The sequence below is a fragment of the Yinghuangia sp. ASG 101 genome (assembly GCF_021165735.1).
In the GTDB taxonomy this organism is placed as follows: domain Bacteria; phylum Actinomycetota; class Actinomycetes; order Streptomycetales; family Streptomycetaceae; genus Yinghuangia.
The window spans coordinates 3,820,457-3,842,362 of record NZ_CP088911.1; the positions used below are offsets into that span (position 1 = coordinate 3,820,457).

At 68.8% G+C, this 21,906-nt stretch carries 17 protein-coding genes, 1 pseudogene and 1 CRISPR repeat array (1 of these 19 running past the window's edge); of the genes and pseudogenes, 6 read left to right on the plus strand and 12 right to left on the minus strand.

Annotated features, from left to right (window positions below):
* Window positions 1–204: direct repeats of the CRISPR family, unit length 37 nt; unit sequence GTTGCGATCCTCGGTCACCCCGGAGGGCGACCGCCAC; it begins 633 nt to the left of the window's first position.
* Window positions 205–604: 400 nt separating this feature from the next.
* From LO772_RS16235 to LO772_RS16275, 9 genes are all read right to left on the minus strand, one after another.
* Window positions 605–1,498, minus strand: coding sequence for a phosphorothioated DNA-binding restriction endonuclease (locus LO772_RS16235; protein ID WP_231779115.1), 894 nt, complete (start codon window positions 1,496–1,498; stop codon window positions 605–607).
* Between the two features lie 198 nt (window positions 1,499–1,696).
* The gene (locus LO772_RS16240; protein WP_231779116.1) at window positions 1,697–2,749 is read right to left on the minus strand and encodes a hypothetical protein; all 1,053 of its coding nucleotides are present in this window, start codon (window positions 2,747–2,749) and stop codon (window positions 1,697–1,699) included.
* Window positions 2,746–4,728 (minus strand): methyltransferase, FxLD system, encoded by a 1,983-nt coding sequence (gene fxlM / locus LO772_RS16245; RefSeq protein ID WP_231779117.1) that lies wholly within the window; start codon window positions 4,726–4,728, stop codon window positions 2,746–2,748. Before fxlM ends, LO772_RS16240 begins: the two co-directional genes overlap by 4 nt.
* A 14-nt stretch (window positions 4,729–4,742) precedes the next feature.
* The gene (locus LO772_RS16250; protein ID WP_231779118.1) at window positions 4,743–5,825 is read right to left on the minus strand and encodes a lanthionine synthetase C family protein; all 1,083 of its coding nucleotides are present in this window, start codon (window positions 5,823–5,825) and stop codon (window positions 4,743–4,745) included.
* On the minus strand, window positions 5,822–8,878 hold the full coding sequence (locus LO772_RS16255; protein WP_231779119.1) for a lantibiotic dehydratase: 3,057 nt from the start codon (window positions 8,876–8,878) through the stop codon (window positions 5,822–5,824). Before LO772_RS16255 ends, LO772_RS16250 begins: the two co-directional genes overlap by 4 nt.
* The gene (locus LO772_RS16260; protein WP_231779120.1) at window positions 8,857–9,081 is read right to left on the minus strand and encodes an FxLD family lanthipeptide; all 225 of its coding nucleotides are present in this window, start codon (window positions 9,079–9,081) and stop codon (window positions 8,857–8,859) included. The genes LO772_RS16255 and LO772_RS16260 overlap by 22 nt, the downstream gene beginning before the upstream one ends.
* 160 nt (window positions 9,082–9,241) lie before the next feature.
* Window positions 9,242–10,117, minus strand: a complete 876-nt coding sequence (locus LO772_RS16265; RefSeq protein ID WP_231779121.1) for a helix-turn-helix domain-containing protein — start codon at window positions 10,115–10,117, stop codon at window positions 9,242–9,244.
* Between the two features lie 31 nt (window positions 10,118–10,148).
* A complete protein-coding gene (locus LO772_RS16270) occupies window positions 10,149–10,673 on the minus strand; it encodes a DUF6879 family protein (protein WP_231779122.1) in 525 nt (174 codons plus the stop codon).
* Window positions 10,645–10,887: a hypothetical protein gene (locus LO772_RS16275; protein WP_231779123.1), complete on the minus strand. Its 243-nt coding sequence runs from the start codon at window positions 10,885–10,887 to the stop codon at window positions 10,645–10,647. The genes LO772_RS16270 and LO772_RS16275 overlap by 29 nt, the downstream gene beginning before the upstream one ends.
* 355 nt (window positions 10,888–11,242) lie before the next feature.
* Between LO772_RS16275 and LO772_RS16280 the strand changes: the two genes are divergently transcribed.
* Window positions 11,243–12,409, plus strand: coding sequence for a hypothetical protein (locus LO772_RS16280; RefSeq protein WP_231779124.1), 1,167 nt, complete (start codon window positions 11,243–11,245; stop codon window positions 12,407–12,409).
* Window positions 12,410–12,676: 267 nt separating this feature from the next.
* Here the strand turns inward: LO772_RS16280 and LO772_RS16285 are convergent.
* Together LO772_RS16285 and LO772_RS16290 are read right to left on the minus strand one after the other, a co-directional pair.
* Window positions 12,677–12,865: pseudogene (locus LO772_RS16285) on the minus strand (4a-hydroxytetrahydrobiopterin dehydratase); the annotation flags it as partial.
* A gap of 12 nt (window positions 12,866–12,877) precedes the next feature.
* Window positions 12,878–13,207 (minus strand): hypothetical protein, encoded by a 330-nt coding sequence (locus LO772_RS16290; protein ID WP_231779125.1) that lies wholly within the window; start codon window positions 13,205–13,207, stop codon window positions 12,878–12,880.
* A gap of 248 nt (window positions 13,208–13,455) precedes the next feature.
* On the opposite strand from LO772_RS16290, the gene LO772_RS16295 reads away from it, so the two are divergent.
* On the plus strand, window positions 13,456–15,807 hold the full coding sequence (locus LO772_RS16295; protein ID WP_231779126.1) for a tetratricopeptide repeat protein: 2,352 nt from the start codon (window positions 13,456–13,458) through the stop codon (window positions 15,805–15,807).
* Between the two features lie 496 nt (window positions 15,808–16,303).
* Here LO772_RS16295 and LO772_RS16300 read toward each other — a convergent pair whose 3' ends face one another.
* Window positions 16,304–18,307: a type IV secretory system conjugative DNA transfer family protein gene (locus LO772_RS16300; RefSeq protein WP_231779127.1), complete on the minus strand. Its 2,004-nt coding sequence runs from the start codon at window positions 18,305–18,307 to the stop codon at window positions 16,304–16,306.
* 926 nt (window positions 18,308–19,233) lie between these two features.
* Between LO772_RS16300 and LO772_RS16305 the strand changes: the two genes are divergently transcribed.
* The 4 genes from LO772_RS16305 to LO772_RS16320 all read left to right on the plus strand — a co-directional run bounded on the left by LO772_RS16305 (window position 19,234) and on the right by LO772_RS16320 (window position 21,768).
* Complete coding sequence (locus tag LO772_RS16305; RefSeq protein ID WP_231779128.1) at window positions 19,234–19,518, plus strand: hypothetical protein; 285 nt, start codon at window positions 19,234–19,236, stop codon at window positions 19,516–19,518.
* Window positions 19,515–20,432: a zeta toxin family protein gene (locus tag LO772_RS16310; protein WP_231779129.1), complete on the plus strand. Its 918-nt coding sequence runs from the start codon at window positions 19,515–19,517 to the stop codon at window positions 20,430–20,432. The genes LO772_RS16305 and LO772_RS16310 overlap by 4 nt, the downstream gene beginning before the upstream one ends.
* A gap of 137 nt (window positions 20,433–20,569) precedes the next feature.
* Complete coding sequence (locus LO772_RS16315; protein ID WP_231779130.1) at window positions 20,570–20,854, plus strand: hypothetical protein; 285 nt, start codon at window positions 20,570–20,572, stop codon at window positions 20,852–20,854.
* Complete coding sequence (locus LO772_RS16320) at window positions 20,851–21,768, plus strand: zeta toxin family protein (RefSeq protein WP_231779131.1); 918 nt, start codon at window positions 20,851–20,853, stop codon at window positions 21,766–21,768. The genes LO772_RS16315 and LO772_RS16320 overlap by 4 nt, the downstream gene beginning before the upstream one ends.
* Window positions 21,769–21,906 lie beyond the last annotated feature (138 nt).

The following is a 21,906-nucleotide window of genomic DNA, read 5'->3' on the forward strand; positions in this document are numbered from 1 at the left end:
CTGTGGCTGACCGAGGTCACCGTTGCGATCCTCGGTCACCCCGGAGGGCGACCGCCACATGGCACCCGTTGAACCTGACCGCCCCGCTGTGGATGTTGCGATCCTCGGTCACCCCGGAGGGCGACCGCCACCCGCCACGGCGAAGGGTGGCAACGCTGGGAGGAGCCGTTGCGATCCTCGGTCACCCCGGAGGGCGACCGCCACGCTGCCTGAGCAGCGGAAATAGTTTAGAAGGACAGCTCGTTAGCTGTTGACGCGGTAGATGAATAGGGCGTACAGGGCATTCGGGTTCGGTCGCAGGCGCGTGTCGCATGTGCACTTGGGGTTCCGAACCGGCGCTGGACACAGGGGCTTCAGAAGATGAGGCCATGTCGACGCCCGACCGTCAAACGACACCCGAAGTCTCCAACGGTGTACAGAAGGCGGCCCCATCGTCGTTGATCGCGAGCGGATTACTTGCTGGGATGAGGGCGTGGGCCTCTCTGGGGCGTCGTACTCAATCCTGGTTATGGGTTACGCGATCCCTCCTCCCGTGATCGAGCGCCGCAACCGCGATACACGCAGTCTCGATGTGCAGTGCCGGTAGCGGGGACGGGATTTCGGATCACGCTGCAATCGCGGGGCGCGAGGGCCCGTGGAAGACCTGTGTCGTGTGCCACGCCTGGTGAATCGCGGCTATCGGGGGTGCCCCCGGTTGGGGACCGAGCAGCGGGCGGCCAGCGAGGGCGATGACCTGCTGGTGCGCGGTGGTGCTGTGGCCGATGAACCGTTGGGCGACGAGGACGCGGTGGTCGTCGCTCACGCCGAGGACGCCCTTGTCGAAGAGCTTGTGGTGGAGCGAGCACAGGCACAGTGCGTTGTCCACCTCGTCGGGGCCGCCGAGGGCCCACCAGTGGACGTGTGCGGCTTCCAGCCCGACGGGGACGGCGCCGATGCGTCCGTCGTAGCCGCAGAACGCGCAACGGTATTCATAGGCGGTCAGGACCAGTTCGCGCAGTTCCTGGTTGCGCCGACGCCGCCCCGGGACCGACGGCTGCGTCTCGACGTTCTCCAGTTCCAGACCGGTGGCCTCGCACAACTCCTGGTGGAGCGAGGGCGGGAAGTGCAGGTCGAGGAGGGTGCGCGCGATCCGGCTGACCAGGGAGGGGTCACGGCGCAGTGCCGCCCGCAGGTCGGGAGCGAGCCGCCCGGCGGCACCGGAGTCACGCAACTCCCGGACACCGCTCCCCGGACTCGGCCCCCCACTGCGCGTGCGGACCTCCCACACCTCGTCGCTGGCGAGGTGGTGGAACGGATACGCGGGTGTTGTTCGATTACCCGGCCCGTACTCCGCGAGAAGGCGCTTGAGGTCCTCCTCGACAGCGCTGTAGGCGAGTTCCTGGTCCGCGTCTTGTTGGTAGCGGCCCAGCGCATACAGGAACAGAAGCGGCTTGTGCGGGGCCCGAACGCCGTTGCTCGTCCACTGCCGCAGACTCGCAGCTCGCGCCAGCCAATCCATGGGCAGGATCATAGGGCGCCTTGCAGCGCTCCGAACTCCTGGTGTGCAGGTCGTACGTCTGGGTCGCCGCCAGCGAAATCCCCCCATCCGATGGAGGCGTTGGCTTCGAAGGCCGAGCCGATGCCGGTCAGACCCCCTGGTTACCAACCACACCGCAGGGCCTGGGTGCGGCAGGCAGGGGCGATTTTCGATGGGCAGTCACCCCCGCTTCAACTCCAGAAGGTCGGCGAGCAGGGCGCGAGTCCGGTCGACAAATGCGGGAAGTTCGGGAGGGACTACGCCGCACCCGAGTCCGGCTTCGGTAACGAGTGAGGCCAGGCGGTCGTCGCCGAGTCCGGCGTTGATGACGTCGCCGGCCGCGATGGCGTCGTCGGTGTTGGTGACGTCGGCTTGTACTACGGCGGCCGTGGCGTGGTCCGGGAGAGCGGCGAGTACCGCGAGGCCGAGGCGGACGCGGAAGACCTGGTGTTCCGGTTCGAGGTCGAGGGCGAGGAACCTTGCGGCAGCTTGTTCCGCGTCGTTGTGGACGCCTGAGATGAGCGCGGTGAGTGCTGCGGTCACTGCGTCTTCGGTGGGGTGGCCGCTGACGGTGGCGTCGAGCATGCACAGTGCTCCGGTGACGTCGTCGTGGGCGACGGCTATCACTGCGAGTTGCCGTCCGTCGAGCATTCGGGCGCCTACGCCGCGGTGGCGTACGAGGAAGCGGTAGCCGTCGTCCCAGCGTCCGGAGGCTGCGTACAGGCGGGCTCCTTCTTCCAGCATCATCATCCACAGCACCTGCCGCGCCGCGGGGACGTCGGTGGTGAAGTCCGGTGATACGACCAGGTCGCCGATCTTGAACTCGCGATGGCCCAGGCTCTCGTATGCATTTTCGACGACGTCCATGCTTCCTTCGGCGCGCAGCCGCAGACGCAGGAGGTTGATCACGGGTTCCAGTGCGGCGCGGGGCTCGGGGCTGGGACGTACGGTCAGGAGTGTCTCGGCGTGCTCGGCGCACCACTGCGCGGCCAGGTCAGGCAAGCCGAGGTCGAGCGCGAACAGCGCGGAGCGGTTGAGGACGGAGCATGCGGTCAGGATGTTCCGGGTTCTCGCGGCTTCGTCGGCCAAGCGCTCCAGTTCGGCGAGGCGTTGGGGTGCCGGGCCGCGCACCGGCCGGGGCCGGGCGACCAGGGGGAACCAGCGCAGGCCCTCCGCCAGTCCGACGCGCGGAGCGGTGGTGAGGGGCGCGGTGTGCGAGCAGGCGGTGCTCATTTCCACACCACGTTGATGGGCCGTTTACGAGGAATGATGAACCGGTCGCGGTTCGCGTCCTCGGGGACGTCGGGGATCTCGAAGGCGAACGGTCGGTCTCGGTACTGCTCGTCGGCGATTCGGATCTCCGCAGCGACGCGGTCCCCGAACTCAGCGGAGCCGTGGGAGACGACGCCGAACTCGAACCGCTTGCCCTCTGGGGTCTCGACGGCTCGGAACCGCAGGTAGGCCAGCGCCCCGTCGGCGAACGCCGCGGTGGAGCCCCAGCCGAAGGTGGGAGTGATGCCGACGGTGCCGGGGGCGATGTGCATGCGCACGGGGGCGTTCGGCAGTCGGAGCGCGAGGAACAGCTCCAGCCATTCGAAGGGTTCGCCGGACGCGACAGTCACCCCGGTCCACACCTCGTGGTCCGGCTGGTCGAGGATTCCTTGGCCGACCTGGACGTCTTGCTCGGCATAGGTCTGTAGCTTCACCCCGGGCGCGACGGGTACGTATCGGCGGGCATCGTCGCCGATCCCGCGCAGCGGCATGAAGCCGGCCATCTCGTGGCTGACGGAGACCCAGCGGTCGCCGCGCCGTTCGAACGCGATCGATCGTGAGACCGTGCCGCGCAGTCGCACGGGGACGACGAGCCGTCCGCCAGTGTGCAGTTGGTGGAACCAGGAGTCCGGGATCTCGTACGCCCCGACGGTGGCGATCACCTTATGGAATGGGGCGCGTTCGGCGTATCCGATCGCTCCGTCACGACGCACAACGAGGACGTTCGATACGCCGGTGTCGGTGAGGTGCGCTCGCGCGCCGTCCACGATGTCTTGGTCGATATCGACGGTGACCACGTAGCCGCCGCCATCGCCGACCAGGGCTGCCATAAGCGCCGCGTTGTAGCCGGTGCCGGCGCCGGCCTCGAAGACTGTCTCGCCGGGGTGCAGGTCGAGCTGGTGGAGCATTGTCGCGACGATGGTGGGTTGCGACGCACCGGACAGCGCTTCGTGGTCGTTGCGCTTGGTGGCGACGGTGTCGTCCGCGTACGCCTCGTCGAGGGTGACGCCTGGGACGAACCGATGCCGCGGAACGGTCCGGAAGACCTGCTCGATGCGCGCGTCGGTGATGGTGCCGGCCTTGACCAGCGTGTCGACCATTGCGTTGCGCCGGTCTGCCGCGTCGTCAGCGGGTGTCGTCATGGTGGACCCCAGATTCGTTGAAGTGGTCTTTAAGGTCGGCGAGTTGGACTTGATCGGGTGGTTTTCGGTGTCGGGTTCGTCGTTGAACAGTGCACTCGCCGCGAGGGCGGCCAGCGCGGCTTGTTCGGTCAGGGACAGTCCGGCTCGGTTGAAGTGGAAGAGGAAGTGGTGGGCCAGGACCGCGCGCAGACCGCGGGTCAGCTGCCCGCAGCGGGCGAGGTCGGCGAGGGTGTGCCCGGTTTCGGTGAAGGCGGTTACCCAGTCGTCGGGTATCCGCCTGTCGGGGCGGGCGGCGAGAAGTGTGTGGATCTGCTTGCTGTGGCGGGCGTTGGTGGCCATGGGGACGGGTCGCAGGAAAGCGACGCGTTCCCACACGTCGGCTTGCTCAAATCTGTCGAGCCCCGCCGCATGGAGCATGGCGCTCACGAGCAGCACCGAGGTCTCGCGGATTCCGAGAGGCGGTCTGGAGGATACGAGCAGGTGGGCGCTGTCACGGTGGAAGAGCGCGTGGGCGACGTCCATGCCTCTCGGGCCGCCGAAGGTGGTGGTCTCTGGTTCGTAGACGCCGTTCGCCCAACCTCGGATCGAGCCGTCGCTCATGAGGGTGTCGAGTACGTCGGGGATGCCTGTGGGGTTATCAGCCTCGTACCGGATCTTCCAGGGCTGTTTGCGGATGAACCACCACCCGGACAGCCGGCCGGTGGCCTGCGCGGCAGTCAGGGCCGGGGCGAGCGCGCCCGCCGCTACCCTCTGGGCGTCGGCCGGGGTATGGAATTCAATGTGGTGCTGATGCCACACGACGCTCTCCGGTTTCAGATCAGTAGGCAGGCGTCCCACGGGGTCGCCGACGCGTCGGCGACCAGGCCTGCACCGACGTCGCCGTCGAGAAACCCGAAGGGATCGCCGGTCGGCTCGTCACGAATCAGGCCGGGTATGCGGGCGTAGAGGCTTTCCGGGGTGGCAGCGTCTTCAGCGGCTCGGCGAGCGATCTGCACGAGGCCCGCCGTTCCGTGGCACAGCGAACCGCCTTCCAGGTTCGGGGCATCCAGTGCGGCACACAGGGCGTGTTCGGCGTCGCTTTGCCGCTCTTCGTCTCCAAGCGCGAGCGCCGCAAGCTGCTGGGCACGCGCAACTCCCGCCGCGCCGTAGCACCAACTCGCCCGCTGCCCGACCGGGCGTTTCCAAATGCCGGTAGGCGACGCGACGAAGTACGGCCACGACCCATCGCACTGCCATCGGTCCAGCCAGGCGAGGAGTCGGCGTATGGCCTGCTCATGGCCGTCCACCCGGGTGCCTCGTCTGACGGCGTGGGCAAGCAGCGCCAGGACACCGGCGATGCCATGGGCCATGCCGTGGTTGGCGTGGCCATCGGGGAAGCCGACGTCGGTGATGCCGCTTGGGCCGGTCGATGTCCACCACCCGGGAAGTCGGCCGCCTTTGAGAGGTTCCGTCAGTCGCACGAGATAGGCCAGCACATCGTCGGCTTCGTCGGTGTGCAGCAGGTACGCACCGCAGCCGGTGAGTCCGCGGATGAGGTCGTACTCGGCCATCTGTGGAAGATCGCCGCGGTCGATACGTGCGTGTGCGGCATCGAGTCGCTTCTTCACGTCGGCGCGGATCGCCATATGCAGGGATCTGAGGGCCTTCGGATACCGGCCGGAGCACACCAGTACATGCGCAAGGGCCGGCGCGCCGAAGTACAAGCTGGTGCCTGGGCCGATGGCGGCGGCGTCGCGAGTCATCGCTGCGATCCACTTGTGCGCGGTATCAAGGGACCCCTCGTCCCGCGCCGCCAGTTCGACGTGCAACAGAGCGATGCCGGGGGCTCCAAAAGCGAGCGACTGCCACCACCCGGGCCGGGCAGCGATGGCGGACGGGACGTCCTCGGGGGTCATGGCCTCCCCCTCCCGGCCAGCACGGCGGTACGAGCGGCGGCGCGGGCGAGGCGAAGAGCGACAGCTTCCGCTTCCGGGTCGATGCCGACAGCTCGGATGAAATGGACATGCAGCAGGGAGCTCAACACCGCATCGGAGTCGATTCCCGGCTCTACCAGGGCCTTACGGTAGGCCGCGAGGGCTTGATCGCGGGCAGCGCTCGCGTCCGACACCGCGTCGCCGCCTGGAGTTGCGCGCAGAGCTGCCCATCGGTCAGACGGGTTGCACAGCCGCATCGCGTCCTGAGACAAGTCGCGCGGGAGCTTCCCGACCTTCGTGGACATACAGGGCGCAATGCGTTCGGCGAGCCATTGCAGGCCTGCTTCGGGACTTCCCAAGTACGCAACGGCGATCGCGGTGAAGTGCACGGCGGCCAGCACCCGCACATCCGCGTCGTGCTCTACTTCAAGCTGCGCGACGACGGCGCGGGAGTCGGTGCGGAACACTTCCTCAGCCACCGGGTAGGCACCACGCCCCCATCTGCCGTGCTCGGGGTGATCGGCCGGGTAGGTCGCGGTCCGCAAGAGCCCGGCGCGGCAGATTCGTTCGGCCCAGCCGCCGATAACGTCGAGAGCCCGGCCGTGGTCGTCTGTGTCGAGGCGCAACCGCAGATGGTGGCCGTGGCCGTCGCGATATCGGAGGAACCACCACGCTGGGTCACCCAAGTCTTTGAGCAGTCTGGGGAGTTCGCCCAGCAGCGCGTTGTGGTCGCGTGCGTCGCCGTATAGGCACGTCAGCAGCGTCCTGGATCGGCCTGGGAGCATCGCGCTACCCGTGGTCACCCGTTCGGAGGTGGGCTTCGGCAGTGCGGGCCACTCCGGAGGCGCGGTGGCCACGAGCGGCACGACGAGGTCGTGCGGGCGGAACCATCCGGTGTCCCCGGCCTCGCGCAGCAGCGCTTGCTTCGCAGTCCGCAGGTGCTCCCGGAGCAGGAATCGGTGGTTCGGGTCCCGCAGGTCGAGGGTCAGTTCTTGGTCATGTTCCGCAAGGCGGACCACGCAAGGGAGCCGAAACTGTGTGGCCCACCGGTCCAAAGCCTGCGACCACACTGCGAATGACTCTGCCGCACGCGGCAGTTCGTTCGCCGTGACGCGCCAGCGCGCCGCAGCCAGAACGATGCGGCCGTAACGCAGATGTGGGAGGAACGGCAGTCCGTCGGCTGCACCCCAGTCGAAGGCGGTGACTTGAGCGCACTGCGCACGCCCGATTTCGGACAACAGCCGTGCCATCGGCGGCGTATGGGTGCTGAGATTGAGGGCGTGCATGCCGACGGGCTCGATCCTTACGCCCAAGGCGGGGGCCGTCAGGAACAGGCGCTTGCCGTCGCAGCCGACCGCAAGGTCCGCCGGGGTCAGTGCTGCGCCGGTGTGCCGACCACGGTGTTCCCCGAGGCTGATCACCGCAGGCAGGACGTCCGGCCCTCGGGCGATGTGTGCGGTACGCGGGTGCAGCGGTGGAAAGGACAACTGCGCGGGCACGGCGTCTGGGTCGCCGACCGGGAGGTTGACGCTGTCGACGCCGAGCAGGTCGTGGAAGCGGCCAGACAGAACTCCGACGCCGCGTGTCACGGAGCTGACCTCGACAAGGAACCGGCCGCGCCGCACCAAGTCTTCGGTGGCGGAGTGGAGACGCACCACCAGCTCCAGGTGCGATGGCGCTCGGAACCCTACGGAGTCATCGCTGCCGAGCGAGTTGGCGATCAAGGAATCCACGATTTCGCTGCTGAGCACCAACTCGGATTGCCTGCTTATGGCTGCCCGCTGCGCGAGGGTGAGCAGGGCTCGGTCGCGCTCCGACAACGGTGGCGCTGGAGGTTCTTCCGTGCCGGGATAGCCGTCCGGCCATCCGATTGCCGCAATCATGTCGGGCAACGGCACCAAGGCGCCTGTGCCGTACCGCTCGAAAAAGCGTCGGTGATACGTGCGCCACGCCGCGCTGCCCCGCGACTGACGGGACAGCCGCGCGAGCAACTCGGCCGCACGCTCGATCTCGGATACCACCGTGTTCGGCAAGGTCAGTTCGGCGTCGAGCCGCACGTCCAACGCCAACGGGTGCACCGATGTCGTCGCGATCCTCTGCATCCGGGTCGCCAAGTCACCGCGTTGCCGCCGGCCGGGCAGCCGGTTGTGCCCGGTCATGCGCTCGTGGACGTCGCGCAAGGACGCGTACAAGCCTTCGTCCTCGACGGGCCCTTCGCGCACAGTGTCGGCAAGCTCGGCGACGATGTGGCCCAAGGCGTCAGGAACCGTAGCAGGGGCGTGCAGCGACGACAGCAGGATCCGTCGTGCGACGAGCGTGCCCAGCATGCGAGTGGCCCGGTCCACGTCGACGGCGAAGTCTGCGACGAGCTTGTTCCGCAGATCAGCGAACCGGATCGGCGTGCGGGCCAACTCCAGAGCGGCGCGTACAGCAGCCGTGTGCCGCACCACCAGATCGGCGGCCTTCGCCTCGCCGGACACCGGTTGGTACGGGAGCACAAGGTTGCCGCCGCGAACCATCAGCGCCGAGTTCGCCACCACAGATAGCCGTTCCAGAAGGGACGGTTGCGCTTCCAGTCGCGTCAACACCTCGGTCAACCACGGAGCGGCGGCGCGCGCTCGCACCTGGTGTCGGCCGCCCCAGCGTGAGGACAGCCGCCCACCAAGTCGGGCCGTCGCGACCCCTGCGAACAACCCGAACGGAGTGGGACGGTGCGCCGCCCGCAACAGGTAGCGGGCGGTCGCGGTCGCTGCCCTGCGGATGTCCCGGGTCGGTGATCCCAAGTGCAGGCGGGCCACTTGGTCGGCGAGTGCCGGGCTGGCGTGCTCCAAGGCCTCATCCGGCCATACGTGCCGAAGCCACACCAGCAGGGCGTCGGCGTCGGCATCGCCCAGGTCGGGCCATGCGTCCGGCTGGTCGGTCGCCGTTCCCAGGGGCGCGCGAAGCATCGCCGTACCAGATGTGCGGAAATCCATCGTCGTCCCCCGATCGAAAGCGCCCTGACCGACCGGGATCAGGCCGGGCCACTTGCGCACGCGGTGCCGCCGCAGGTCGAGCCGCAGTTGTCGTCGGTCGCGTATCCGAAGGGTGTGACCGAGACTTCCAGCAGCCGGATGTCCAGGTCGTCGAACTCGCGCTGTACCGCCGCGTCGTCGACCGCGTGGGGCGTGCGGCCGACCTCTGACAGCTCCACGTCCGCCAGACCTGCCGCCGGGACGACAACCTCGCTGTGTGCCATGGCCGTACCTCCCTGACTCGTCGGGCCCGGCCGGGACGAACGAAGATCAGGCTGCAGTCGGCGACGCAGTTCCCGGCCGGGCAACGCCACATCGGGCGTGAGTCAACGGTGGCGAAACCGAGTCCCCGACTTCCACGCTTTTCCACGGATTTCCACAGGTTCAGCTGTTCGGGGCGTCCCGGGGGTCTCCCAGACCCGCGAGAGCGCGGACGATCAAACGCCGGGCCTCGGAGCCATGAACGGCAGCACGGCTGAAAATGTCGAATGCCCGTACATAGTCGCGAACTTCGCTCGGGGCGGTGACACGCACCTGAGCGGTCAGCAGCTCGATCCGAACCAGACTGTCGTCGAACATCCCGAACGTGGTGTCCATCGGGTACTCACGCTCGACATTCGTGGTGGGGATGATGCCGACCGACACGGCCGGCAATCGCGCCACGTCGATGAGATGCCGCAGTTGCTCGCGCATGACGTCGACGTCACCAACCCGGTGGTACAGGGCGGCTTCTTCGATGACCAGGGCGAACGTCCGGCCGCGGCGGTGGATGATCCGGGACCGCTCCACGCGGGCTGCGGCAGACGCGTCGGCGTCGTCGGGGGCTCCGTGGAATCGGCCGTACGCCGTGATGAGGGCACGCGCGTACGCGAAGGTCTGGACGAACCCGGGCAGCACATCGGACGCGTAGCACTTGAAGCTTGTGGTTCGAGCGTGCAACCGCTTCGGCTCGGTCTGAAGGCGCAGCATCCCCGACCGCACCTGTGTCCTCCACAGGGCGTACATCGACTGGACCTCGGCGGCCTGGGCGATCAGGTCTCGCGCGAGCTGCGGCACGCCGCACACGCGACACCACGCCTCGATGTCGGTGCGGCTCGGCGCGGTCTTGGCGGTGAGCAGGCGGGATGACTTCGACGGGTACCATCCCGCCTGCTCGGCGACGCGCGATGCGTTGAGCCCGGCCTCCACCATGATCTGGCGCAGGCGAGCCGCGAGGGCTTCACGGGCCTGTTGGGCGCTTGAGGAAGGCGACTGGGACATCGGACGAGCTGTCGGTGGCTCCGCCTTCGCCTCAGACCTTGAACTCGGCGTGCGGGATAGCCCGTTGCCACGCCTGCTCGAACCCGGTCATCAGGTGCGCCGCCAAGCTGGGGTCGTCGTCGACCTCGCGGGAACGCACCACGCCTTCACCGTCGAATACCGCCCACGTGATCCACCGGTCATCGAAGATCCAGAAATCATGCGACGGTAGCAAGAGGTCTCGTACGTCGAACCTGGCCACCCACCGCACGTCCTCGCCGGCCTTGATCGCTGCGGCAGTACCGGCGTGCTCGAAGGCGATGTACGGCGACACCGGCACCGAGACCACCCGCAACCGTCGAAACACCACACCGCGCCCGACAGCGGCGGTGACGGTTTCGTGGAACCCGTTCCACCGAGCGGCCCGCTCCTCGCGAGAAAGCTTGCCGGCACGCCAGGCCGCGAACGCGTCGGCCTGGGTCCCGAGCGCGTACTGATCCCGCAGTTCGAGGTGGACAGCGGACCGCGCGCACGTGTCGAACAGCTCGTCAATCGTAACCGTGTGCTGCCGCGGCATCGCACGCCTTCCTGATCTGGTCCGCCATCTTGAAGGGCAGGCGCACCACCGACTCGCCGTCGGGAACCGGCCCTTGGGCGCGGCATGTGGCCAGCAGCTCCTCAAGCGCGTCCCAGCCCTGGAAGACGAACTCTCGCGCCTCGTCGTCCACCCACACGCTCGGACAGTCCTTGTCGTCGCTTTGCGGGTCCTTGCCGAAGAACGTTAGCGACATGCCGCCCCCGATCCCATTCGTGTTCCACAAGTTTCCACGCCCGTCCTCATGGCGAGGCGCGTTCTGCGAATCTCTGAAAACAGTCAACGCCGGTGCAGCGTCGACCGGAACGGCTGTCGTTGTGTGGATCGGTTTAACCCGTATACGGGGGTCGGGGATGGCACAGGCGACCGTACGACACCGCAATGAGAAGCTGGCCCACGCCGTCGCAGCGGCCGGGCTCACTTATGACCAACTCGCCCGCGTCGTACGGGGAGTCGCGGCCGAGAGCGGGACCGTAGTCCGTACCAACAAGTCGGCCGTGCACCATTGGATCAACGGCGCCCAGCCCGCACGCCCCGTTGTCGCCTTTCTCGTGGAAGCGCTGTCGCGGAGCTTGCGCCAACCGATCACGCGTGATGATCTCGGACTGCCGGGTGAGGACGACGACCTCGGCCTCGCAGTCGGCCCAGACCCGATCAACACGCTCGTCGAGCTGGGGAGTTCGGATTTGAACCGGCGTCGCTTCGTCACCACGGCCGCATTTTCGGTCGCCGCGTCCGCACTGCCGTTGCAGCACGCCCACGCGCTCTCTGAGCGCGGTGCCAAGGCCAGGACAGGCGGCGTGGCCGGCCGCAGCGATGTGCAGGCCGTCCGCGATATGACCCGCACATTCCAGGAGATCGACGAACGCCACGGCGGCCAACACGGCCGCGCCGCCCTGGTCCAGTACCTCGTGTCCGACGTGTCCGCGCTGTGCCGAGGTCGGTTTGCCACCGACGAGGAGCGACGGCAGATGCTGTCCGCCGCTGCGGTCGCGGTCCACCTCGCGGGCTGGAAGGCGTACGACGCCGGGGAACAAGGTCTTGCCCAGCGGTACTACCACCAGGCGTACGCCCTGGCGGTCGAATCCGAAGTCGTGGGCCACGACGGGTTCGTCCTACGAACCCTCTCCCAGCAAGGGCTCAAAATCGCAGCCCCAGGCCACTCACTCGCTCTGGCCGACTCGGCGCTCGACCGCGCCCGCGGCAAGGTCGATCCGGACACCGAGGCGCTGTTCACCGTCACCCGCGCCCACGCGCTCGCCGTCACCGGCCAACGCCGCGCAGCCGTGCACGAACTGGCGCGCGCCCACGCTCTCGCCGACGGCCCAGCCGAACCGCCGCCGTTCTGGGCGACGTCGTGGGGACCGGCAAAGGCGGTACTCCACTCACGCAGCGCCAAGATCCTGGCCCACCTCGGCGACGCAGCAAACGCCGCCGACGCCTACGGCAACGCCGCTGCGTCTCGACCCGACGGTTTCGCACGCATCCACGCGCTCGACCTCAACGGTCAGGCGAAGATGCAACTCGTGGCAGGCGGGATCGAACAGGCATGCGCCACATGGAACCGCGCCATGGACTCCATGGAAGGCGTCGCCTCAACCCGCCTCACCGACGTCGTCTCCGGCATGCGCAGCGCCCTCTCCCCCTTCCATCAGCGCGGCGTGCGCGCCGCCTTGCAACTGGAGGAACGCGCCGCCGCGTTCCTGGTGTACCCGTGAGGGTCGCGGCGCAGTTGGTTGCATGGATCGCTCACCTTCGGAACGCTGCGGACGTCGCCCCGTAAGAGCCTTGCGGCCGGGCGAGGGGCGCGCAGGACGCTGACCAGCGACCTTTGCGCCCTCTGATCCGCGTTGTCGCAGTCGTTCACACGGGCGTCGCGCCGTGTCCGGCCGCGATGTGGTCGATGTGCTCGCCAAGGTCGAAGCCCGGGTGAGCCGGTTTCCCGCGTCGTGCGTGGTGATGTCGAAGCGGATGCGCTGCCACGTGATGTGGATGTCCGGGTGGTGGCCGACTTCCCGGGCTTTCGCTCCGACATACATCGCCAAGTGCAGGGTCTCGTGATACGTGTGCGCAAAGGTGCGGGTGATCGTGTCACGGTTCCGCGTCCATCCCAGCAGCGCGGCCAGACGGTCGGTGATCTCAGCGTCGGTCAACGGCTCCGGCACTACCGCCACGGCGGTTCCCCCTCAGACGTCGTCAGGACGGGCCGACGCCGATGGTAGCCAGAGCAGCGCGTCAAGGTCCCGCCCGTACCGGTCTTCCGCCCACGGCTGCATCCGGTCTCGGAGGCCGGCCAACTCGCGGTGCGCGCGCACCGACCCGGTGGCGGTCGCCGTGGCCGCAGCCTCGGACGCGAGGGTGAGGGCGCGGTCCGGCTGCCCGAGCGTCGCCGCGTCGGCGGCGGCCTGCCGGGTCTGGAATACCCCGCGGTCGCGCCGCTGGTCGGCGGGCATCGCGGCCAGGACTTCCGACCAGATGACATCGGCCTCGCGGGCCGCTGCTTTCCAATTGGTCATCCGCCGGTCCGGCCACCGTCGCCAGCGTCCTGACCTGCGGCGAAGCGAGCGCCGCCCGGCAGTACGAACGCCCGCGTACGTTGGTGAATGAGACCAGAGCTGAGACCACGGCGCGACTTGATCGGGCCGCCCGGACGCGGGCGGATCGTCGTCAACGTATCCGCCGGGTTGCTGCCGCCGATGACGGCAGCAACCCAGGACCGAGAAGATGTCAACCCGAACCAGCGCACACCGCACGGGGGATCCACATGATGATTGAGCCGGATACCGCGAAGGCCGACGGCCGCGGTCTGGTCCTGATGATCGCAGGGCAGCAGCCCACATACCGCCGCGGCCACCGCCTTGCGTCGACCGGCGGCGCGCTCACCGCGTGGGTCGGCGTCTCCCCCGCCGATCTCCTGCCGGATGCCCTCGCCGACGTCGTCCACCTGCCCGTCGGCAGCGCCCCGCAGTCCGTCCGCGGCTACCTCGAACGCGCCGCCCGCACCCGCGGCCCCGTCCTCATCTACATCACCGGCCACTTGGTCCCCGACAAGCGCGGAGAACTCCACCTCGCCCTCCGCGAAACCACCGCGGCCGCCGTCCGGTACGACGGCCTGCCCTGGTCCTGGATCGCGGACACCTTGCGCCCCCGCAAAGGCCCCAACACCCTCGTCATCGCCGACCTGACCGCCGAACCCGAGACCGGCCGCGCCCTGGTCGACGACCGCACCCGTCTGAGTGTCGACCTGCCGCTGTGGGGCGTCGTCAACCCACCACCCAGCGGAGATGCGCCCGTCGCCTCCTGGACCCGAACCCTCGTGATCGCCCTGCGCAGGGGGTTCGCCCGCCAACCGCTCCACGTCGACCCCGCGCACATCCACCACGACATCACCGCCTGCGCTGCCCTGCCCGGAGCCCTCGAATGGGTGCCCGCCCCCGGCACGACGCTGCCGCTGATCAACGGCATGCCCGGCGTTCCGGACAGCATCCCGCCCGCCGGCGAACCGGTCACCCTCGCCGGACCCAGCGCGCTTCCCCTCCTCCCGACCGACCTCACCACCCGGGACGCGCTGCACACTGATCCCTTGGCTGAAGCGGAACCGCCCCCCGCCCCTAGCCCCTACGACGACCGGCGCGCCACCATCGAGGAGATCGTGGAGGACGGGCACCCCGAGCAAGCTATCCCGATCGCCCTCGGCATATCCGTTGCCCTTGACGAAGACTGCGGCCCCCTCGACGTCGAGGCGCTTCGAGCGCTCGACCTCCTCGCCTGGCTGACCGCGCTCGCCGACCGCCCGGCCGCCGCCGTCCCCCTCTACACCAAGCTTGCGCACCGCTACCTCAAGATTCGCGGCCGCGCCGAACCTCACCGCGGGCCAGCAGCTGCCGAAGCCGCCTACGCCCTGTGGCAGACCCTTGACGACGACAGCGCCCGGCGCCTCGCCGGCGATATCGCGACCCTGCAAGCCGCTCTGCCAGGAGAGCCGACCACCGCCGCCGCCGTCCGGGAGCGCCTCGCTCGCTTTGCCACACCAGCCGGGTCACAGCCAACGCCCACACCACCCGTCCCAGTTGTGACAGTAAGCCCGGCGCTTGCGACGCCTGCTCCGGCGCCGGAGCAGGCGTCGCAAGCACCGACTGAGGCGCTCGCCGCTGTCGAGCAGATTCGAAGCCTTGCCCAGGCCGGGCAGGTCGAGGAGGCCCTGACCACCGCGACTGTGCTCATCGGGAGCATCGCCCGCGAGCACGGTCCCGATCACCCCCATACCCTCAACGCGCGCGATGTGTACGGCTTCCTTCTAGCCGAAGCTGGCCGCTACGCCGAGGCAGCTACCCTGTACGCCGATGTCGCCCGTCGCCGCCACCGCCGCGCCGACCATCCAGGTGCAGCCAAGGCCGCCGACAACGCCCACGCCATGTGGGACCGCATGCCAGACGGCAGCGCACAGACCGCTCGGATTGGGCGGACTATCGTGGACCTGCGCCGCGATATTCTCAGCCCGCGCCTCGCCCTTGACGCCGCGCGCACGCGCCTGCAGAGACTCACCGCACCCACCCCTACAGCGCCGAGCCCGGCTGCAGCGCCCGAACCAGCCATCCCGGCCTATGGGCCCGAACGTCAGAACGTTCCCGCCTCCGACCCTGCGGTCCCCGAGCACGCCGCCGAAAACGGCCCACCGACTGAAGCAGCCGACCTCTTGGAGGCCGTCGAGAAGGCCCTCGCCGATGGCGAAGTGGCGCACGCCGCGAACCTCGCAGACGTCCTCGCCTCCGGCCTGGAGGAGCAGTATGGCCCCGACCACCCGCATACCCTGCAAGCCCGCGAGGTTCAGGCACACACCACTGCCGGGTCGGGCAACGCCGCCGATGCCACGATGATGTACCTCCGCCTCGCTCAGTGGCACGCTGTCACCTCCGGCGCCCACTCGCCCGGCGCCGTCCGCGCCTCCGACGCTGCCGCGGCGCTGTGGCAGCACCTCGGGCCCACGCCCGAGGCCCTCACCATAGGCCCCGAAATCGTCGACCTCCGCACACACGTCCCCGGCTCCGACCCAAACGCCGGAAAAGCCGCGCAAACCCACTGGGAAAATCTCTGCCGCGCCGCAGCGCGGCGGTGAGCCACGACGCCACTGGAATGCGTGGAACTCGCCGCCCACCCCGAAACCGCCGCCCCCTACCAAGGTTTCGTCCACCGGCGTGGCGACGCGGACTGCCGGTGTCGCGGGGATCCTCGCCCGCACCGAATATGAGCAATCGGCCCAGGCGTTTGCGGCCGGAACTCGAAACGGCGGACCACATGGGCCGCGTCGCGCCGATCTGGTCCGAACTCGTCGACGCAGGCGCCGCACGCTGTGGCCGGGTCCTGGCGGACGCCCTCGGCATCGAGGAGTACCGGCGCCTGGCCGCGAGTGAGTCGTTATGGCAGCTCTGCGCTTGGCCCGGTACACCGCTGAGCAGGGCCTCGACGCCGAGGAGATGCTCAGCCCCTCCGCCGGCGCCGCGAGCTTGCCCTCGATCGCTCCGACGGCCTCGGTGATCGCTTCGGAGAGGCGAGTCTCGGTTTTCCGCAGGTCAACGCCAGAGCCACGATGGCCTTGTCCATGCCCGACGTCGTCATCCGGCACCTCGGTTCGCATCCTCGCCGTCCGCCGCGTGATCGGTCGGCCGGAGCACGGTAACCGGCATCGGCCAGTTGGGTGGCGCGCTGGTGATACGCACCGGCGGGGCCGCAACGGGCGGGAGGTGCTCCGGCCGGGGCGGCACCACCGGCGCGGGATCGGTGCCCAGAGGCGCGGCGGCAACCTGCCCTGGCACCGCTGGGCCGGTCGGCGGGGCGACGGGAGCCAGTGGAGCGGACGCGCCGCGACGCTCCGCCCGCCGTGATTTGCGCCGTGTACGCCGCTCCGCCTGCTTGGCATGTCTGGCCTCGTCACGGCGCCACTTCGCGATCCCGGGGTGGTCCCAGATGTTCGTGTAGCCGAACATCACCGGCCGCAGACTGCGATGCAGGAGCAGCGCCTGGCCGCGCGGGATCGTGCGGATGTCGGTCGGCGTCATGACCGGGACACGGCTCTCTGCCTCCGAAGTGGACGCGCCGTTCTGGCCCTCGGACCGAGAGCGGCGGATCTCGACCTGCTCTCCGCAGAGCTTGCTGATGTCCTCCAGGTGCTCGACCACGCCGATGCCGCCCATGACGATCTTGGTGCAGTTGCTCCAGATGGTCTGGCCCTCGTACTTGCCCCAGGTTGCGTACATCTGAGCAGGGCTCTGGACCGCGACGTGCAGTGTCACGCCCCGGCCGCCGGAGTCCGAGCTCCACCTCGGCAGCGGGATGGGGCAGATCAGCGCGGCCTCGTCGATGACCATGGTCAGCGGCGGGTCCAAGCGGCCCGAGGGCATACGCGCGGCCAGTGCCTTCGCGGCCTCGAAAACCTCCCCCGCCAGCGCCGAGAACAGCGGGCCGATCCCGCCGTACTCAGTGTCCTCGCCGATCATGTACAGGGTGTCCGCGCCGCCGGCCAGGAACGCGTCGATGTCGAACGCGTCGTCGCCGCCCAGGGTGAGTGCGGCGGCCCGTGGGGAGGCCATGAACGCGAGCGACATCGACAACGTCATGTAGACCGAATCACGCGTTTTGTCCGGACCGTTCATGACCTGCGCGAGGTCGTGCTCCCAGCCTGCCGGGATCGACGCGCCTTCGCTCTTCAGCCGCTCGACTAGTGTCAACGGCGTCTTGTCCTGCGGGTTGCGCGCCCAGGTGGCGACCTCGGCCATGCCCAGACCCGCCAGGTCGGCCACGAGCAGCATCGACTTCAGCGCCTTGTATGCGGCCTCCTCCCAGAATGCGCGGTTCTCGGTGCCGGCCGCCCCGCCCGAGCCGCTCAGCAGGTAGCCGGCGCGACGCATCGCGACTTGAGGATCCCGACAGCCCGCGACCGGTGACCAGGTGAACGCGTGCAGGGGTGGGAGGGAGGCGTTCTGCGGCGGATTATCCTCTGGCGCGGCGGCGCTGAACACCCACACGCGGCCCCGACGCCCGCGCCAGTCGCCGGTCAGGTGCAGCAGGTCCGCCTTGGTCGACGTGCACAGCACCGCGCCGGGCGCCTCCGCCACCGCGTTGCCGAGCAGCCCGGACTTGCCCTGCCGGGGCGGGCCGATGACGAGGGTCGCGTCCTCGCACGAGCTGTAGATCGGCACGCGGTACGGGCGCGACAGTCCCAGGCGCCACCCCAGTCCCATAGGGCTGATGTCGCGGCCTGCGACCGAGGCTAGGGACGGGCGAAGCGTTGCACGGCGCCTGACCAGAGCCTTGGCGCCCAAGGTGGCGATCTCCTGCTTGCTCGCGAAGCCGGTTCGCGGGGCGCCCATGCCACCCCGGGACGTGACGTACAGCAGGCCTGCGCCGGCCCCGGCTGCCAAGGCCGCAAGGGACACGACGCCTGGCTGTTGCATGAGGTCCGCCGCGCTGACGCCGCCGGTGGCGGCGAGGGCCCAGCCCGCAGGCGCCCCCAGGCCGAACGCGCGGTCCGGAGCGACGCCGCAAGGATCGTGCGGGCGGCGGTCGGATCGAAGCGGCGCGAGGTTTCGGCGCCGCGCCCTGCGCTGGTGATGGGACATGAGATCACTCCTCAGGTTCCGGCGCCTCTGCCCGGCGGTCCCAAGTCATCGGGTCGGGGTCTTGTGCTTTCGGGATGCCGGGTGATCGTCGGATCACCGTACGCCGTCCCCTGCCTCTGTTGACGCTCGTGTTGGTGGCACCGGAAATCCCTCCATGGGGGGCTGTGCCTCCATAAGGTCCCACCTCGCCCCCCCCCGCGTACGTGCGGGTGCCGCCTACGCAGCCCGCCCATGTCGCGCAGGACACCCGGCCAGTGCGTGACGCGGAGTAGTCGACATTCAAGTACCAGGAACGTTGCTGCAGCCGCAGGTGCGCCGTCCCGATACGAACTGCAACCAAAGGGCGCTCAACGATGAACAACCGGCAAGATCCTGAGTGATGCACGTCATACAGGGGGCCAGAACGATTTCTGCGCCCACACCGAACCGAGGGCGCCCAACCGGGGCCGACGCGAGGCCGGGCGATGCGCTCTGCCGCCTTCACGTACTCGAAGTGTCACGGTCGTTGCCCGGGCTATGCGGAGTTATCTTGCCGAGCTGTGAGACCACCTCGACGAGCGCGACTTTGCGCCCCTGCGTGGCCCAACGGCTCCCTCGTGCTCGTGAACGTGGAGCGCCGCCTCAACGACATGCGGCTCATGGCCGAGCAGCGCCACGCGCGGTCCCGTAGCCGACACCGTGCCAAGCGGCCAGCGGGCGGGCTCACACGTCGAGCGCCTGGTTCAGTTCGAGGGCTGCCACTTCTCGACAACCTCTGCCCGATACCACCCCAGGCATCTTCGTGCCGCAACTCGATCTCCTCGAGGTCCTGGAGGTAGGCGCGAGGCGTGTCGGCAAGGACTGGTCACAACGAGTTGGCGGGAAATGACAACTTCCTTCCGGCACGATTACTCCATGTCCTACGCTGATCGCACACGGAGGTGCAGATGACCGACAGCACGCCGGGCTTTGCTGCCCGGCTCGCCAACTACGAGGCAGCCGTCGAGGTGACTAACCAGGTGGTCGGGGCGTTAAGCGCGCAGATCGAGGCCGAGGAGTGCTCGCCGATGCCGGACGACGAGGTGATTACACGTGCTCGACGGCGCCGCGCCGAGATCGCCCTTGAACGGCAGGCCCTGGATCCGAGCGACACCGCCGCGATAGCGGAGGCCCGGACGCGGTACGCCGCCGAGGCGGACATGGTCCGCGCGGCAACCAAGGACCGTTGGTGAAGAACTACCACCTGTCGCCCGAGCGGAACGGGCAGATCTTCCGCAACGATATTGCCCGCGAACTGCTCGACCCTCTGCCTCGCCGGGAGCATCCGCAACTGCTGGTGTGCATGGCCCAGCCGGGTGCTGGCAAGACCATGCTCGCGACCGAGTTCGGGCGTACGCTGCCCGGCCCGTACGCCGAGCTGGACAGCGACCTCTTCAAGCCGTACCACCCGGACTATGACGAGATCATGCGTCTGGACGACCGGGAGATGGCGCGCGCGATCGGACCGGACGGCCGGGCGTGGATGGACCAAGTGCTCGACTACGTCCGCGAGCACAAGGTCGACGCCCTGTACCACGCGATCGCGGGCTCTCCGGAGTTCGAGGCGCGGAACCTGCAGAGCTTTCAGGACGCCGGTTTCGGCATTCACGTCCGGGTTCTGGCGGCGCACGAGGCCCAGTCACGGCAAGGCGTGGTCAACCGCTACAACGAGCAGGTCCGGGACAGCGGCCATGGCCGTCTCAGCGACCCGGTCAGGCGCGACGAGTCGTACCGCGGCGTCGTGGATACCGTCGAACTCGCCCAGACGCGGGGCCTCGCCGACCGGATCGACGTTGTCCGCCGCAGCGACCTGATCAACCCGGTCTACGAGATCACCCGCGGGCCCGACGGCGAATGGCAACAGGAGCAGCCCGACGCCCGCGGTGCCGTGGAACGCGAGCGCGCCCGCGAGCTGCCACCGGTTGAGGCCACGGACTTCGTGCAGACGCAGCAGGCCCTGCGCACGCCCGAGAAGCGGATCGAGCAGGAGATGGGACAGGCGTGGCACGCCGAACTCGACACCATCGACGCGCTCGCGCAGGAAGTACTGCCGCCCCACCTCATGCACGAGGGGCCGGAGCACGAGGGCCCCGAGCTGGAGATGTGACGACTGGAATGCGGGGCCGCATGAAGTCCTGTTGGTCCCTAAGGCCGGGGTTGATCACAACGGGTTGGCGGAAAATGGAAACTTCATCCGAGGGGATCACTCCACGTCCTACGCTGACCGCACACGGGGAGGTGTACATGACCGACAGCACGCCGGGCTTCAGCGCCCGGCTCGCCAATTTCGAGGCCGCCGTCGAGGCGGGGAGCCGGGTGGTCGGGGCGTTGAGCGCGCAGATCGAGGCCGAGGAGTGCTCGCCGATGCCGGACGACGAGGTGATTACACGTGCTCGACGGCGCCGCGCCGAGATCGCCCGTGAACGGCAGGCCCTGGACCCGGACGACACTGCGGCGGTAGCGGCGGCCCGGGCGCAGTACGCCGACGAGGCAGAGAGTATCCGTGCGGCGACCAAGGACCGTGGGTGAAGGACTACCGCCTGCCGCCCGCGAGGAACCGACAGATCTTCCTCAACGGCATAGCCCCCGACCTGCTCGACCCTCTGCCTCGCCCCGAGCACCCGCAGCTGCTGGTGTGTATGGCCCAACAAGGCGCCGGCAAGACCATGCTCGCAACCCACTTCGGGCGTACGCTGCCCGGCCCGTACGCCGAGCTGGACAGCGACCTCTTCAAGCCGTACCACCCGGACTATGACGAGATCATGCGTCTGGACGACCGGGAGATGGCGCGCGCGATCGGACCGGACGGCCAGGCGTGGATGGAGCAAGTCCTCGACTACGTTCGCGAGCACAAGGTCGACGCCCTGCGCCACTCCACCGCTGGATCACCGGAGTTTGAGGCCGAGAACCTGCGAGCGTTCAAGGACGCCGGATTCGGCGTACACGTCCGCGTCTTGGCCGCGCACGAAGCGCAGTCGCGGCAAGGCATCTACAACCGCTACAACGAGCAGGTCCGAGACTCGGGGCAGGGCCGCCTCACCGACCCCGTCAAAGCTGAGCGTTCGTACCGTTGTGTGCCGGAGGCCGTCCAACTCATCCAAGCCCGGGGCCTCGCCGACCGCATTGACGTTGTCCGCCGCAGCGACCTGATCAACCCGGTCTACGAGATCACCCGCGGGCCCGACGGCGAATGGCAACAGGAGCAGCCCGACGCCCGCGGTGCCGTGGAACGCGAGCGCGCCCGCGAGCTGCCACCGGTTGAGGCCACGGACTTCGTGCAGACGCAGCAGGCCCTGCGCACGCCCGAGAAGCGGATCGAGCAGGAGATGGGACAGGCGTGGCACGCCGAACTCGACACCATCGACGCGCTCGCGCAGGAAGTACTGCCGCCCCACCTCATGCACGAGGGGCCGGAGCACGAGGGCCCCGAGCTGGAGATGTGACGACCGGTGCAGCGCAGAGCGGATGTCAGCGCTGCCCCAGTTCGACTCTGAGGGCCGCCTCGACGAGGGCCGATCTTTCGCGCGGGCGCTCCACCGCGTCCCCTCATATTCGTGCACCTGCAGCGCCGCGGCGTCGAC

Excerpts from the sequence above, each read along its gene's own strand:
- LO772_RS16235 (WP_231779115.1), bottom strand. The coding sequence starts at position 1,498 with ATGGATTGGCTGGCGCGAGCTGCGAGTCTGCGGCAGTGGACGAGCAAC.
- LO772_RS16240 (WP_231779116.1), bottom strand. The coding sequence starts at position 2,749 with ATGAGCACCGCCTGCTCGCACACCGCGCCCCTCACCACCGCTCCGCGC.
- LO772_RS16250 (WP_231779118.1), bottom strand. The coding sequence starts at position 5,825 with ATGACCCCCGAGGACGTCCCGTCCGCCATCGCTGCCCGGCCCGGGTGG.
- LO772_RS16260 (WP_231779120.1), bottom strand. The coding sequence starts at position 9,081 with ATGGCACACAGCGAGGTTGTCGTCCCGGCGGCAGGTCTGGCGGACGTG.
- LO772_RS16265 (WP_231779121.1), bottom strand. The coding sequence starts at position 10,117 with ATGTCCCAGTCGCCTTCCTCAAGCGCCCAACAGGCCCGTGAAGCCCTC.
- LO772_RS16270 (WP_231779122.1), bottom strand. The coding sequence starts at position 10,673 with ATGCCGCGGCAGCACACGGTTACGATTGACGAGCTGTTCGACACGTGC.
- LO772_RS16275 (WP_231779123.1), bottom strand. The coding sequence starts at position 10,887 with ATGTCGCTAACGTTCTTCGGCAAGGACCCGCAAAGCGACGACAAGGAC.
- LO772_RS16290 (WP_231779125.1), bottom strand. The coding sequence starts at position 13,207 with ATGACCAATTGGAAAGCAGCGGCCCGCGAGGCCGATGTCATCTGGTCG.
- LO772_RS16295 (WP_231779126.1), top strand. The coding sequence starts at position 13,456 with ATGATGATTGAGCCGGATACCGCGAAGGCCGACGGCCGCGGTCTGGTC.
- LO772_RS16300 (WP_231779127.1), bottom strand. The coding sequence starts at position 18,307 with ATGTCCCATCACCAGCGCAGGGCGCGGCGCCGAAACCTCGCGCCGCTT.
- LO772_RS16305 (WP_231779128.1), top strand. The coding sequence starts at position 19,234 with ATGACCGACAGCACGCCGGGCTTTGCTGCCCGGCTCGCCAACTACGAG.
- LO772_RS16315 (WP_231779130.1), top strand. The coding sequence starts at position 20,570 with ATGACCGACAGCACGCCGGGCTTCAGCGCCCGGCTCGCCAATTTCGAG.